At 26.2% G+C, this 15,693-nt stretch carries 12 protein-coding genes and 1 tRNA gene; 4 read left to right on the top strand and 9 right to left on the bottom strand.

All coding sequences use genetic code 11. The features are described 5' to 3' along the window. Positions 1-6: 6 nt before the first annotated feature. From AVBRAN_RS00865 to AVBRAN_RS00855, 3 genes are all read left to right on the top strand, one after another. A complete protein-coding gene (locus tag AVBRAN_RS00865; RefSeq protein WP_214150250.1) occupies positions 7-1,983 on the top strand; it encodes a dynamin family protein in 1,977 nt (658 codons plus the stop codon). After that, complete coding sequence (locus AVBRAN_RS00860) at positions 1,980-3,755, top strand: dynamin family protein (protein ID WP_214119731.1); 1,776 nt, start codon at positions 1,980-1,982, stop codon at positions 3,753-3,755. Before AVBRAN_RS00865 ends, AVBRAN_RS00860 begins: the two co-directional genes overlap by 4 nt. Before the next feature lie 220 nt (positions 3,756-3,975). Next, positions 3,976-4,419, top strand: a complete 444-nt coding sequence (locus AVBRAN_RS00855) for a hypothetical protein (RefSeq protein WP_239803308.1) — start codon at positions 3,976-3,978, stop codon at positions 4,417-4,419. Between the two features lie 15 nt (positions 4,420-4,434). On the opposite strand, the gene AVBRAN_RS00850 is transcribed toward AVBRAN_RS00855, so the two are convergent. From AVBRAN_RS00850 to AVBRAN_RS00825, 6 genes are all read right to left on the bottom strand, one after another. Further along, entirely contained in the window at positions 4,435-6,681 is a 2,247-nt protein-coding gene (locus AVBRAN_RS00850) for a FecR family protein (protein ID WP_214150196.1), read from the bottom strand. A 9-nt stretch (positions 6,682-6,690) separates the two neighbouring features. Continuing rightward, the gene (locus tag AVBRAN_RS00845; RefSeq protein ID WP_239803307.1) at positions 6,691-8,991 is read right to left on the bottom strand and encodes a FecR family protein; all 2,301 of its coding nucleotides are present in this window, start codon (positions 8,989-8,991) and stop codon (positions 6,691-6,693) included. A 55-nt stretch (positions 8,992-9,046) separates the two neighbouring features. Continuing rightward, entirely contained in the window at positions 9,047-10,348 is a 1,302-nt protein-coding gene (locus tag AVBRAN_RS00840; protein WP_214117623.1) for an outer membrane beta-barrel protein, read from the bottom strand. A 5-nt stretch (positions 10,349-10,353) separates the two neighbouring features. Beyond that, on the bottom strand, positions 10,354-10,563 hold the full coding sequence (locus tag AVBRAN_RS00835) for an alkylphosphonate utilization protein (RefSeq protein WP_214117624.1): 210 nt from the start codon (positions 10,561-10,563) through the stop codon (positions 10,354-10,356). 22 nt (positions 10,564-10,585) lie between these two features. Then, positions 10,586-10,672 (bottom strand) — tRNA-Leu (locus AVBRAN_RS00830). 127 nt (positions 10,673-10,799) lie between these two features. Beyond that, the gene (locus AVBRAN_RS00825; RefSeq protein WP_239803306.1) at positions 10,800-12,248 is read right to left on the bottom strand and encodes a DASS family sodium-coupled anion symporter; all 1,449 of its coding nucleotides are present in this window, start codon (positions 12,246-12,248) and stop codon (positions 10,800-10,802) included. Between the two features lie 196 nt (positions 12,249-12,444). Here AVBRAN_RS00825 and AVBRAN_RS00820 point away from each other — a divergent pair, with 196 nt between their 5' ends. Next, positions 12,445-12,834, top strand: a complete 390-nt coding sequence (locus tag AVBRAN_RS00820; RefSeq protein ID WP_214117626.1) for a hypothetical protein — start codon at positions 12,445-12,447, stop codon at positions 12,832-12,834. A 3-nt stretch (positions 12,835-12,837) separates the two neighbouring features. Here the strand turns inward: AVBRAN_RS00820 and AVBRAN_RS00815 are convergent, their stop codons facing one another. From AVBRAN_RS00815 to rpsI, 3 genes are all read right to left on the bottom strand, one after another. Continuing rightward, complete coding sequence (locus AVBRAN_RS00815; protein WP_214142755.1) at positions 12,838-14,187, bottom strand: APC family permease; 1,350 nt, start codon at positions 14,185-14,187, stop codon at positions 12,838-12,840. Between the two features lie 113 nt (positions 14,188-14,300). Next, positions 14,301-15,278, bottom strand: coding sequence for an OmpA family protein (locus AVBRAN_RS00810; RefSeq protein ID WP_239803305.1), 978 nt, complete (start codon positions 15,276-15,278; stop codon positions 14,301-14,303). A 25-nt stretch (positions 15,279-15,303) separates the two neighbouring features. Next, positions 15,304-15,693 (bottom strand): 30S ribosomal protein S9, encoded by a 390-nt coding sequence (gene rpsI, locus AVBRAN_RS00805; protein ID WP_214117629.1) that lies wholly within the window; start codon positions 15,691-15,693, stop codon positions 15,304-15,306.

Below are 15,693 nucleotides of genomic sequence, written 5' to 3'. Positions count from 1 at the left end.
ATTAAATTGCAAGAATTATTAAAAAATTTATGGAATGATGAATTAGGAAATCTTGATTTTAACTATGAAGAAAATATTTTTAATCCCGAACTTGCCGCATTAATTTTATGTGCTAATGAATTAAATTATAAAGAATTATTAAATCTAAAAACATACAAACAATACCTAAATACTGATAGTTTTTTTGAGCTTAAAATGAAGCAAATTGCTGTTTTAAATTCTATTCACAATAATCTTTTAAATCCACTTGAAATAATCTTTTATCTTGAAAAATTAAAATTATTAAAAATAAAAGAAAATATCTTCACTTATCTTCAAAATACAAAAATAAATTCATCAAAAGAATTTAATAATAATTTTAAAAAAAGCCAAGATAAACTTGAAAATATTTATAAAAATTTACAACAAATTCTAAGCAATGAGCTTAAAGATAAGCTTGATGAGTTTTATACTCAATTAATTAGCAAAGATTATAAAATAGCTTTTAGCGGGATATTTAACGCAGGAAAAAGTAGCCTAATAAATGCTTTATTAAATCAAGATTTTTTAGGTGTATCAAATGCACCTGAAACAGCAAATCTTAGTGTAATTAGCTATGATGAAAATGAAAAAATAAAAGTAAATTTTTATAATGAAGCAGAATTTAATGCCTTAAAAACTCAAGCTAGTTTGAATGAAGAATTAAATAAAATCTTTAATATTGATTTTGTTGAGCATAAAAGCGTTGAAGTAAAAATAAACGAATTATACGATTATACAAGTGCAAATTCTAGCATAAGTATTTTTGTAAAAGATATTGAAATCCATCTAAACAACGAGTATTTAAAAAACAAAATAAATATAATAGATACTCCTGGTCTTGATGATGTAGTAATTAGTAGAGAACAAAGAAGCTTAGAGTTTTTAAAAACTGCTAATTGTGTTTTATACCTTATGACTTGCACTCAAGCACTTAGCATTAAAGATTTAGAATTTTTAACAAGTTTTGCTAAAAATAATCCTAATTCAAAGCTAGTTTTAGTGCTTACAAAAAGTGATTTAATAAGTATTGATGAGCAAATTAAATTAAAAGAATATGTCAAAAATCGCTTTAACAATGAGCTTAAAAACCTAGATATTACACCTAATTATGAGCTATTTTGCGTAAGTGCTAGTGAATTTAAAAAAGACAATTCAAAAGGCGAAATAAATGCTTTAAAAGCCTATTTAAACGATGTTTGCTTTAATTCTACTAGCTCACAAGAATTTATAAATAGCATTAGCGAAAAATTTAAAAATCTAATTGATTTAGAAATTACGCTTTTAACTAATATAAACAATTCTTTAAAGCTAGATAAAAACGAATATATGAAAAATATAGAAAATCTACAAAACGAAAATGCCAAAAAACTAGCCTTAAAACAAGAACTTGAAATATCGCTAAATGAATACTTAAATAAAGACTACAAAATCCAAGCACACGAATTAAGCTTTTTAGCAAAAAATCAAGCTGCTAGGATTTTTGATGAATTAAATTATGACAAAAATTACTCAAACGAAAAGGTAAGAAATGTAATTTTTCAAGGTTTTAAAGATTTATTAAATGGGCTTAACTCAAGTATGAGTAATAAATTCTTAAATGATTTTAATGAAATTAAAGCAAAGCTAAATATTACTAAAGATTATGAAATTATTTTTGATAAAAATAAATTACAAGAAATATTTGAAGAATTTGAAAAAATCATAAATAAACTTGATTTGCTAAGTGATAAAAGTGAAAATGCAATCAATAATAAATTAAATGCGATTTATTTAAATATAAATCTTAATTTTTTTAATTTTAGCGAGCAAAAACAATTAGCTAATGAGTTTTTGAAAAATGAATTTTTTAGTATTTATCATATTGAAAAAATCAATATAAATGAATTTAACGATGAAAATCTATTGAGCTTAAATACACAAAAAATAGAAAAATTATTAGAAATAAAAGAGAATTTAAAATGATAAAAAGTGTCTTAAAAGAATATAATGAAAAATATAATATAAGTTATGAAAAAGGCTTTTTAGGGGATTTAAAAACCTTAAAAAACACTCTAAAAAATCCTAATTTAATGCTTAGCAATAAACTAATTAATAATATTGATAATTTATGTAAGCATTATAATCTACCATTACAAGTTGGTGTGATAGGACAATTTAGTTCAGGTAAAAGCTCACTTTTAAATCTGCTTTTTAAAAAAGATATTTTAGCTACAGGGGCAAGACCTGTTAGCGTTGTTGCTACTTATATTAATTATGGTTTAAATGATTTAGTTTTAGCAGAATTTGAAAACGGCTTAAGCGAACTTACAAACAATATTGTAAATGACCAAAACGAAGAACTAAATGGGCTTAAAAGTATTAATATTTTTACAAATAACGAGCTTTTAAAAGATATTACACTAATTGATACTCCAGGACTAAATGCAAATACTACCGATGAAGAATTTTCTAAAAATTTATTTAATTCTTTTGATGCTTTAATTTGGCTAAGTTTAGCTGAAAGTGCTGGTAAAGCTAGTGAAGAAAAGGCTATTAAAGAATTAAAACCAAATATAAAAAAGATTTGTCTAATTAATCAAAAAGATAAATTAAACGAAGCCGAGCAATTAAGGTTAAAGAATTATTTAAATGAAGTTTTTGCTAAGTATTTTGAAAAAATTGAGCTAATTTCTTGCAAACAAGCAAGTGAAAATAATCCTGATTCAAATATTTTGGCCTTTTATGATTTTTTAAAAAATCTAAATAAAACAAGCATTAAAGAAGATAATATAAAAGCGTCTTTAAAAACATTAAATAATGAGCTTTTAGGAATTATTAGTGAAATTAAACTAAGCCTTGAAGAATTAGAGTGTAAAATTAAAAATTATTTAGAAATACTTGCAAAAAATGAATTTGATTATAGTGGCTTTAATGATGAGATTTTAAATGCTTTAAAGAGTATAGCAAGGACGATTGCTAATGAATTTATGACTAATTTTAAGGTAAAAAATGCTTATTTTTATACCCAAAATGATGGGGTATTTCATAAAAATTGCTTTAATAAAAACGAATATTCATACAAAACTTTAAATCCTGATGATACATTTTTAAGTATTTTTTACAACAAAGATACGATTAATAAGCAATTTTTAAAAATTAGAAAAGAAATAAACGAGCAATTTTTAAACCTTTTAGATAATTTTCACAAGCCTTTAAAAGAATTTAAAAATGCTTTAAATATTGCTAAAACAAAAGAATTAGATAAAAACTACAATGACCTTGTAAATGCTGATTTTTACGCAATAGCAGATGATTTTTATAAAGCATTAGATGAGCTTATTATAAATGATTATGAAAAGGCTTTAAATAATTATGAGCTTAAATTAAATAAGCTTTTTGAAAAAATAAATATAAAAGCATTAAATAATTACGAAAACGCAGCTAAATTAAGCCTATCATTTTTTTATGAAAAAATTAATGCAAGTCGTGAATTTTATGAGCTAGATAGCAAACAATTTAAGCTTTATTTGCCTAGTGAAAATGAAATTTATCAAAGATTGCTTACTGATTGTAGTTTTTTTGAATTTGAAGAACTATTGATAAATAAAAAAGAAATCATAAAATTAAAAAATGAATATCTAAACGAGTTAAATACAATACTGCTAAAACATACAAAAAGCCTAGATAATAGGCAAATTAAATTAAATAATATTAAAGATATTATTTCAAATTCTTTTTTAACTTTTGACATATAAAAGACCTTTTAAGTATAAATATTTAATATTTATACTTAAATTTTCAATATATTATTTTATATATTTATGACTATAAAAGATAAAAAATACTAATATTTAGGCTAAATGCTTAATTATTAAAATTATTTTAATTAAAAAAACTAATTAAATAACCTAAAAAATTTACCTTTATTTTTCTTTTTAATGTAATATAAATGTAATAAATAAAGTAGGTGGTAAAATGAAAAATTACATTAGAGCTATTGAAATATTAAAAGAACTTGAAACATTACTTGATAATGATAGTGTGTTTTTGCAGAGTGAAGAAGATAGAATTAATGATGAAAAATTTATCAAAAAGGTAGCAAAAGATTTCCCAAATACTCCTTACGAGCAAATAAAACAAGAAATAATCACGCTATTAACAACACAATGTAACGAACAATATATTATATATCACAATAAAAGATATTTGCTATTAACACCTAGTCTAAAAGTGATTACATATATTTTTAGTTGTATTAATCAAGACAAACTAACTAATGTCAAAAAAATAGATTTTGAAAATGATGAAACTACTAATTTTTTAAATATCTGCATAGATATTGCTAGGAAATGTAGTGAAGAAATAAAATATAGAAATGATAAATTAAGAAGTTTATTAGGAGAATTAGGTCAAATCTAACTCCCCTAAAAATTATTATTTTCCTTGAACTGCTTTATCGTAAGTATCTTTAACTAATTTATGTGCTGCAGAAGTATTTACATATTGTAAAATATCAGAATCTACGTTATGATTAGCTCCATTTATAACAACATTACCTTTTAATATAGCTCCAACTTTATCAGCCTTCACTTCAAAATTATAATCATTATTGCTATCGCCTACTGTTAGTGTATAACCTGAATTTACATCTCTAATACTATTTATATTAAATTTTTGAGAATGTTTAACATCTTGAACCACTCCATTAGTTCTTTTAACATAGGTAGCATCTCCGATATTTTTATCAAAAGTTATCCTATAAATATTTCCATACCCACCATCATATACTACATAACTATCTACTTCTTGCTTAGCGGGATTTAATTTAATTGAGCTTCCACTACCTGCATAAAAATATTCCTTATCTTCATCAGCACCTAAATATTTACTTTTATAAGTATCTTTATATTTATCAAATTCATTAGAAAAGTATTGAAATCTATTTTGCGGGTCTAATTGAGTATCCATCAAACTAGAAATTACACTTCCAAAATTAATTTCTGCTTTATTTTTATCTGCTTTTAAAGCAAAATCTTGATTTTTAATGCCATTAGAAGCATTTGCTTGTATATTATAAGTAGATGAGCCGTTAATAGGTGATATGGTTTTGTTATATACATCATAAGTTTGCTTATCATAAGAACTTCCTGAACTCGTTGCGTTTTCGTAATATATTTTATTTGCATATTTAAAATCAGCATAAAGTTTTTTAGCTTCCTTTGCATCTGCATAATAATAAGCAATAGATGAATTTTTAAGATTTAACTGCATTGCAGCTTTATTTGAACCATAATAAAATACCTTATTTAAATCTGATACATTGAAATAATCCTTGTTTTTTTCAAATAATGTATTTGTAAAATTACCCCACTCTTTATCTATAGCATTATAATTAGAATTTGTGCTTGTGTCTTTTAACATAGAAAAACTATCATCTAAAATATTTGCTTCTAATTTTTCTTTATTAGCAGTATAACTTACTTTTCCATCATTAGCACTAAATTTTAAATCGCTATATCCATCTAAACCACTAATTGTAGTATCTGTTAAACTATATGAAAAATCTTCAACACTATTAGCATCATTTGTAGTTTTTAATATGTTTAGCTGATTATTTGTAACGCTAATTTTTTTAAAATCTGTAATATTATTACCGCTTTTAGTATTACTAAGGATATTTAAACTACCTTTTTTTACATTAAGCTCTGCAGCGTCTTGTCTAACATCGCCACTTCTTAGGCTAGTATTTGATGAATAATAATAGTTTTTATTGTCTGCATTTGAAAAATATTTATTATAAACAGGCTCACTAGGAACTATTGGCATATCTGGTTTATTTGTGTCATTATCATTATTTTCTTCATCTTCTTTATTATTATCAGAATTTTCATCATCTTCTTTTTCTAATAAAGCCACTACTTTATTATTAATTTCTTCTTTAATTTCAATTTGCTCACTAGTTTGTAAAGTATTTTTAGAATTTGAATTAGTGTTTTCAGCTTTAATATCACTACTTAAAGTAATACTTGTTACTTTATTGTTATTATTTGTAGTGCTTTGTTTATCTTCTTGTTTTTCTTGTATTTTTTCTGGTTTATTATCTTCGTTAATATTTGCTTTGGTTAAAGAAAAATCATTTACTTTTAAAGGTTCAACTTTAATTACCTTAGTATTTGAAAAGCTTATTTGTTTTCCTGAATCAATTAAAGAAGTTTTATTACCTAATCTAACATCTATTGCACCTTGTAAGCAAGCTAATTTATTTATATTAAGTCCAACTTCTCCTACAAACACTGTTCCTCTAATACCAATTGTTGCTGTATGAGCTTTTAAAGAGAAATTCTTTCTTGCTAGTTTTGAGATTTCTCCTGTAATTACCTTAAAGCTTCCTTCACTTACTTCAAGATTTACTTTAGAGTTTTTTCCATCTAATAAGAATTGTTTTATTTCTAAGCTTGTGTTTTTACCTAGAGTAGTAACGGTGTTGTCATTAAAGATTATTTGTAATCTTGCATTGTTTCCCGTTTTTATAATATCGCTTTCATCAAGTTCTTGATTTAATAAAGCTTTTATTTCATTACCTTTTGAGATAACTACTGCATCACCTCTAATGGCTGATATTTTACCTACGCTTGCATAGGTTAGAGTTATTACACTTAATAAAATTACAAGTTTTCTCATATATATTCCTTACTTATTTTTAATCTCATTAATCTTTTTATTTATATCTGAAATATTTAAAGATTTTTTTAATTCATCTGTTTTTATCTTTAAATCCTCATTTGCTATTTTGCTTTCTATTTGTAATTTAGCCTTACTTGCTTCCGTTTCTAATTTAATAGAAGTCTTATCAAGTTCATTGCTATCAATTTTTAATTTATATTGAGAATTATCAATATCCATAGTTGAATTTACTTGAGGATTTATTCTAGTTATTACATTGTTTTTATTATACACTCCTAGTAATTTACTATTCTGTAATTCAAATAAAACATCAGAAGTATCATTAATCTTACTATAACTAGCAAAATACGAATCACTTGGCTTTAACTTAACATAATTATTTTTCGTATCAGCATAATAAAATTCTTGAGCTGGGTTTGTATAAAATTCTGTAAAAAATTTAGTTTTCTCATTATCCCAATCAGCTAATTGCTTTCTATAATTTGAAGAATTGGTGCCTTTTAAATTTTCTTTAATACTTAAAATATTTAAATCCAAACTACCATTTTTTGCAGTGTATTCAATTTGTTCTTTATTGACATAAGCAGTAGTTCTATAATGATCCGAAGTTGAATCTACAACAGAAGAATCTTTAAAATTCATTGTATAGCCGTTGTATTCTAAATCTTCTATATCATATTCACGCATTTGCAAATAATTATGGTTCATAACAAAATATCTTAAATTATAAGCACTATCCCTACCATCTTTTTTAGTTTGCTCTTTTGAATAATAAGTTAAAAGTCCTCTTGATAAATCAAGTTCAGCGGCAGAATTTGTATTTGAGTAATAATTAATAGCTGTTTGATTATTTTTTTCTATATCACTTTTAAAACTATTCCAATCATCTTTTAAAGTTGTAAAATGAGATAAATCTGATTTGCTTAAATCATAATTAATACCAATTAATTGAGCTTTTAATTCATTTTTATTTGCACTAAAACTAGCATAATCTGATGAATATTCTAAATTCTTTTCAGCATTAGGCGTATTAAGACTAGTATTTTGCAAGTTATAATTTTGAGTTTTGATTTCTTTAGTTCCTAAATCAGAAACATTGTAGCTATTGCTAGTAAGAGTATTCTTTTTACCATCTAAAGTATAATAATCAAAAGATTTAACACTCTTATCGTTTTCTAATTTTCTACCATATAAATCAAGTGTCATAGTTCCTAAATTAAGACTTGCTGCACTTTTAGAATTTAAATCTTCTGAATAGTAATAATAACTATTTACATTGTTATTAGCAAAGTATTTATTAGGTATAGAAGGTTCTAATTTAGTCCATTCTTTTTCATCTTTAATCACTGGCACATCAGGTATTGCCACATTATTATCATTTGGCTTATTTTCTGGTGTGCTTGTATTATTATCAGGATTACTTGGAGTATCTGGTGTCGTATTTGGATTACTTGGAATAACTAAATCATCACTAGGTTTATTTGGAGCAATTTCTGGCACATTATCTGTATTTAAAGAATTATCATTTTTTGCAATGATTTCAGTTACTTCTTCTTTAATATCGCTTGCAATATTCATTTGCTCACTAGTTTGTAAAGTATTTTTAGAATTTGAATTAGTGTTTTCAGCTTTAATATCACTACTTAAAGTAATACTTGTTACTTTATTAGTATTTGTAGTGCTTTGTTTATCTTCTTGTTTTTCTTGTATTTTTTCTGGTTTATTATCTTCATTAATATTTGCTTTGGTTAAAGAAAAATCATTTACTTTTAAAGGTTCAACTTTAATTACCTTAGTATTTGAAAAGCTTATTTGTTTTCCTGAATCAATTAAAGAAGTTTTATTACCTAATCTAACATCTATTGCACCTTGTAAGCAAGCTAATTTATTTATATTAAGTCCAACTTCTCCTACAAACACTGTTCCTCTAATACCAATTGTTGCTGTATGAGCTTTTAAAGAGAAATTCTTTCTTGCTAGTTTTGAGATTTCTCCTGTAATTACCTTAAAGCTTCCTTCACTTACTTCAAGATTTACTTTAGAGTTTTTTCCATCTAATAAGAATTGTTTTATTTCTAAGCTTGTGTTTTTACCTAGAGTAGTAACGGTGTTGTCATTAAAGATTATTTGTAATCTTGCATTGTTTCCCGTTTTTATAATATCGCTTTCATCAAGTTCTTGATTTAATAAAGCTTTTATTTCATTACCTTTTGAGATAACTACTGCATCACCTCTAATGGCTGATATTTTACCTACGCTTGCATAGGTTAGAGTTATTACACTTAATAACAATAATATTTTTTTCATAGCGTATCCTTTCAAAATGATGCCAAATTATAGCATATTTTAAAAGGTTGTTAGCTTAAAATTTATATTTATACATTAAATTAGTGTAAAGATTATCGTAAGAATTGTATTCAATACTTGATTTTACCCTATTATATCCTAAATCAAGTGAGAAGAAATTATGATGATCCATATTGTATTCAGCACCAAAATTTACCCTATAGGTTATATCGTTTCTCGTATTTAAGAAGATTTTTTCATCATATTTACTTTTAGCATAACCTAAACTTGCTTTTAATATTACTTGTTTATTTAACATATAAATAATTCCGGCAGTAGCTGAATATTCTTTATAATTATTTGAACTTTCTTTAATTCTGCTAGTTTTTTCTATATCATAAGCAATTTTTAGATAAGACATACTTCTTTGAGAAATAATCTTACTCATAGCATAAATACTATGATGATTTGAATCATTCTCTTTATTATCTTCTATCAAATAATTATTGTGATTAATTGTATAGCCTAGACCAAAAGCTAGCCCACTTTCAGTATAATAATCACCTGAAATATCTGCAGTAAAGGTGTTTAAATATCTTTTTTGTTTTAAAATAATATAATCATAAGACATTAAAATATTTAATTTAAATTGTCTTGATATCTCAAAACCATTATTAATTGAAGCTGTAAATACACTTAAATTCTGAAAATCTTCTTCAATTGGTTTTATATAATACTTATTATAAAAATTAATATTTATATCATAATCATATACATTATTAACTTGTTTTTTATAGCCAGCATTAAGATTAGCTAAAATACTACTAGCTGGTTGGTGCTTAGCACCTGGTATTGGAAAATTAATGCCTAATTGTGGCACTGGTAAATAACTATCTTTTAAATTCTGCTTTTTTGGATTGCTATCATATCCATATCCAAAACCAATACTCGCATAAGGTATATTTATTTCATTATTGGCTTTTTGTTGATATTTAACATTTTTTAACATACTAGCAACTAAAGCTTTCTCATCATCATTTAAGCGTTCATCATCTTTTAAATTCTCTAGTTCTAATTTAAGTAAAGCTAAATTCCCGTTTTTTTGATAAATAATAGCACTTTGTAATCTCGCTTCTGTATTAGTATCATCTAATACCAAAACCCTATCATAAGCAGCTAAAGCTTCATCGTATAAACCTAATCTAAAAGCACTTTTACCCATAATTAGATTTAAATTAATATCAGAGCAAGTTTGCTTACAAATAGAACTAGCTATATCATAAGAAGTTTTATAATCTTCTTGATTATACGCATTTACTAAGTCATCAAATGGATTTGCTAATAAAGCAATAGGTAAAAATGTTAAAAATTTTTTCATAAATGTTAAGCCTTTTTTAAAAAACAAGTTTTTAAAACTATAACTCCGTGTTTATCAACTTTTGCTTCTATTTCATCATCATTTGAAGTAAGCTTTATGTTTTTTACATTAGTTCCTCTTTTAATAGTTAAAGAACTGCCTTTTACTTTCAAATCTTTAATAACGCTAACATTATCTCCTGCTTGTAATTCGTTTCCGTTTGCGTCTTTTGGCATTTTTATATTCCTTTTTTATTTATGGTGCCCAAGGTCGGACTCGAACCGACACAGGATTGCTCCTACTAGATTTTGAGTCTAGCGCGTCTACCAGTTTCACCACTTGGGCTAAAATTGCATATAATAATAAAATTTGCTTATAAAAAAATAAAAGTGTGATATTTTAAATATATTTTACTTAATATTTGATTATGAAATTCTTGTTTTGATATTCCTATCAAAACAAGAAAAAAAAATTAATTCATTCCTAACATTTCCCAATAAGGAAGACCTATTGCAAGGCATAAAATAAAAGATACCATAGCCACTACAAATCCAGTAATCCACCATTCTTTTACGGTGTTATATCCAGCTCCAAAAATAACTGAAGCAGCAGGACCACCAAAATGAGTTAATGCTCCGCCATAAGAATTTGTAGTAATTAATAAAAATGCTAATAAATATGGATCAACTCCTGCACTTTTGCCTATTAAAAATAAAACCGGTAAAAGAGTTGTAATGAAAACGGTTGCACTAGCATATAAATATCTTACGATAATACTAATAAAACCAATAATTATTAATACTATCAATGGGTCTAAATCTAAATTCATATTACCTTGAATAAATGTTCCAAGCCATTTAAAAAAGCCCAATTTATTCATCATACCTGATAGTGACATAATACCACCAAACCAAAATAATGTCCCTATACACTCTTTAGAACCTGCTATATCTTCAAATTTTAAAACGCCAAGTAATACTGATAAACTCATAGCACCAACAGCTACTGCAGTAGCATCTATATCAATCTTTAATCCAAATAAAGAACTAGCTAAAGACGGAACAGACCAACCAAGCAATGCTAGAACAAAGATTAAAACAAGCATTTTCTCACTTCTTTTCATCTCTCCTAATTCTTCTAAGCCTTGTTTTGAAATTACTACATTATCAATCTTTTTTATATCAGGGCGAACAAAAATATAAACAACTAGTGGAATTATACATAAACACACAATACCAGGAATTATCATAGCAACAGCCCAATTTCCCCAATTTAAGTGAGTTCCTAAAATATCATTTGCATAACCAATCACTAGCATATTTCCAGCCATTGCGGTTGCGAAAATAAATGAAGTCATTTTTGTACTCATATAAGAATTACACGCTAAAAATGCACCTACTCTATTTTCTGTTTCAACTTTATCTTTTGATAAAGATTGTGCGATTGAATTTACAATTGGAAAGACAATTCCACCTGCTCTTGCAGTATTTGATGGAGTTGCAGGTGATACTACTAAATCCAAAAATGCAGTAACATAGCTAAGTCTTAAAGTAGTTTTACCAAATTTACCTATTAAAAAATAAGCCCATCTTTTACCAAGACCTGTTTTTGTAAATGCAATACTTAAAGCAAATGCAGAAACTATAATCCAAGTAGTTGAACTTGCATAACCGCTTAAAGCTTGTTTTGTAGCTTCTTTTGCACCACCTAAATAAGGTCCCATAAATAGTGCAGTTCCTGCTACTGCAGTAATTAATACCATAGAATTTGGTATAGGCTTAAATACAAGACCTAAAACTGCTGAAAGATAAATACCAAACATTACCCACGCAGCTTCGCTTAAGCCACTTGGCACGGGCAAAATAGTAGCGAATAAAAATGGAATAGCAATCAAAATAATAATAGAAATTGCTCTTTTCATCATTTCTCCTTAAAAAAAATTAAAAAATTAAGATTACTTTAGCAGAATAATTCATAAAATGTATTTAAATTGTATTTAAAACTTTAAAAAATGTGTATAAAAGTAACACTTATTATAAATTATTATCTTTTTTTGAAAAAAAATATAATATATTTCATAACTTTTTATAATATGAAAAATTTAATTAGGAAAAAATATGAGAAAATTAGCTGTTTTTATTTTAAGTTTAAATTTATTTGCATACACTTTAGATTTTCCTGGAGATAAAATTCCTTTTAGTGAAAATCCAGATTGGAAAGACCCAACTATACCTAAAAATTTATATCAAAACGATGATATAAATTATGATTTGCAAAAAAAACTAAGTGAATTAGATGAAAAAAAATTAAGAAAATTAAAAAAGGCTTTAGATATATTGTTTGAGGATGAAGAAGAATTACAAGAAGAAATTCCCCAAACTGAACCTATAAAAATAAAAGAGCCAACTCCAGATGAATATATACAAATTAGCATCAGCGGAGAAAAACCTATAAAAAAACAAAAAAATACTTATCAAAACAATAATATTTTGATAAATATTAAATAAGCTTTATTTATTACGAGTTTTATTAAAACTAAAAATAGCAATTATTAATGCTAGTATAGGAGAACTCATAATTTGTAAAAAATATATTAATTCACTTTGCTCTTCTTCGTTTGGAGTAATAAAACTTAATATTAAAGCAAATACTACGCTACTAAGACCTAATATTGCTAAAAAATAACTAAGAATTTGATTTTGTATTTTAAATTCTAATTCATTTTCACAATAATTTTTTAATTTAAAATACGCTAAAAACATTGCAATATAAGGTAAAAAATAACTAACCGTAGTAAGAGAACTAAGTAGCCAATAAATATCTTGAGATTTATTAAAAAATACACAAAATATACAAATAATACTAACTAAAAATGCTTGAAAAAATAAAGCCTTATAAGGGGTATTATATTTTGGATGTGGTTTTGCTTCATAAAATTTAATTATTCCTTCTTTTGAAGCATTAGCTAGCATATATATTGGCGCTACCAACCAAGAATTAATCTGCCCTAAAGTGCCTACAAATAAACTAAAAGCCATTAATTGACTAAGACCTTTAAAACCTAAATTATTTTCAGCATAAGTAATTGCTTGCATAATACCATCTAATATATCAGTATCTTTTGCAGGATATATCACATTAACACAAAAAGTGCCTAAAATATAAATACCTACTATTATAAATGCACTGAAAAATATAGCTTTTGGATAATTTTTTTGAGCGTTATCAATTTTAGCACCTATCATTGTGCTAAGCTCAAGCCCTGCAAATGCAAACATCATAGTGCTTGAAAACACTAAAGTATTTAAATCAAGTGTAATTAAATACCCTGAATTATAAGGAGTTGTGATTTTGTGATTAGTCAAATAAAACATTAAAGCTACAACTATTAAAAGCAATGTAGGAAATAAAATTCCAAAATAAACAAATACTTTATTTATTAATTTGGTATATTCAAAACCCCTATAATTTATATATGTCAAAATAAAAAAACTCAATATAGAAAATATTGCGATAAAATAAGATTTTGCTTGTAAATTAAATATATAAGCTAAAGAATTTGCTGCGAAATACAACATCATTGGGAAAAAAGCTAAACAAGATAGAAGATAACAAATCAAACAAAAATAAGCTACTTTTACTCCAAAAGCTTTATTAATCCATAAAAATATACCACCACCCTTAGAAAATCTAGAACCAAGTTCTCCACATATCAAAGCTAAAGGAATAAAAAATCCAAATGCTACAAAAAGCCATAAAATAATAGAACTAGCTCCGTATTGTGCGACATAAGGAATTTGTCTTAAAGAAAAAATCCCAATCAAATTCATAAAAATAATATCTTTTATACTCAACTTCATAATAAACCTAAAAAATAAAATGAAGCGAATAATACTATTAAAATTGTAATAATTTAGAAGAAAAAAAGAAAAGGTTTCACATAATCTGTGAAACCTAAAAATAATTTATAAAATTATTGGCAGATGATTTTTAATTCAACTCTGCGGTTTGCTGCACGGCCTTCTTTTGTTTTGTTATCGCCGATTGCATTTTGGTCGCCAGCCCAACTTGGATTAATTCTGTCTTCGCTAACACCAGCTTTTACAAGTTCAGCTTTTACTGCTTTAGCTCTTTTTTCTGATAATTTTTTGTTATAAGCAGATGTACCGATTGAATCTGTATATCCTGTGATATTTGCAAAATATGCAGGCTCTTCTTTAATTAATTTAGCTAAACGCTCAATTTCAGGAATATAGTTAGCAGTTACATTGCTCTTATCAAATCCAAAATTAACTTTAACTAATTCTAAATCATAACATGCTTTTGGTTTTGGTTGTGGTTTTGGCTCAGGTTTAACAACTACTGGCTCAGGTTTAACTTCTACAACTGGTTGTGGAGCTGGAACAACTTCTTCTTTTTTACCATCAAAGTTAAAAATTACACCTAAAGTGCTAATTACATGGTGATCAGCGTGGCGGAATTTAATTTGGTCACGAACTTCTGCTCTTAAACCAAAGCTTTTGTAAATTTTGTATTTTAAACCAATACCATAATGACCAAACATTCCGTTTTTATTGTCATATAGATTTTCGCTGAAGTTTTCATAACCAACACCTAATAATCCATAGAAATCAAAGTTAGTATCACCAACTTTAACTGGGAATACTAAGTTTAAATAACCTCTATCAATACCCACTGGAGTATGACCTGCATTATCTATACTTTTATATTCACCTTTTTGGTGCTCATAACCAATTTCTGTTCCTACTGCACCATACATATAACCAATTCTTAATCCATAACCAAATTTATTCATAAGGTCAAGATTTCCTTCTGGAACATTGTATGTAGCGATTGGGCTTATTTCTAAGCCTTCAAAATTAATATCACTTGCATTTACACTAACAGCTATCATTGCAGCTGCACTTAAAACTAAACTCATCTTTTTCATGAATACTCCTAATTTCAAAATCGAATTAACGTTTACTAAATTGTGGTTTTCTTCTTGCTTTTCTGCGGCCGTATTTTTTACGCTCAACCACACGACTATCACGAGTTAATAAACCTTGTGGTTTAAGTAGCGCTCTAAAATCAGCACTCATAGCAGCTAAAGCACGAGAAATTCCGTGTCTTAAAGCTTCAGCTTGAGCATTATAACCACCACCTAATGTGCTAGCTGTAATGTCCATTAAACCTTCTTGCTTAGTTACTAATAAAGGTTGAACTACCTTTAATTTAATAGCTTCGTGTCCGCCTAACCAAGTATTTAAATCAACGCCATTCACTATAATTTTACCACTTCCAGCCTTAGCCCAAACTTTAGCTATTGCAGTTTTTCTTTTACCTGTTGCATAAACTTTTGCCAT

This window comes from Campylobacter sp. RM12651, from assembly GCF_022369475.1.
GTDB lineage: Bacteria > Campylobacterota > Campylobacteria > Campylobacterales > Campylobacteraceae > Campylobacter_E.
This window is presented reverse-complemented; position numbering and strand designations above follow the sequence as displayed.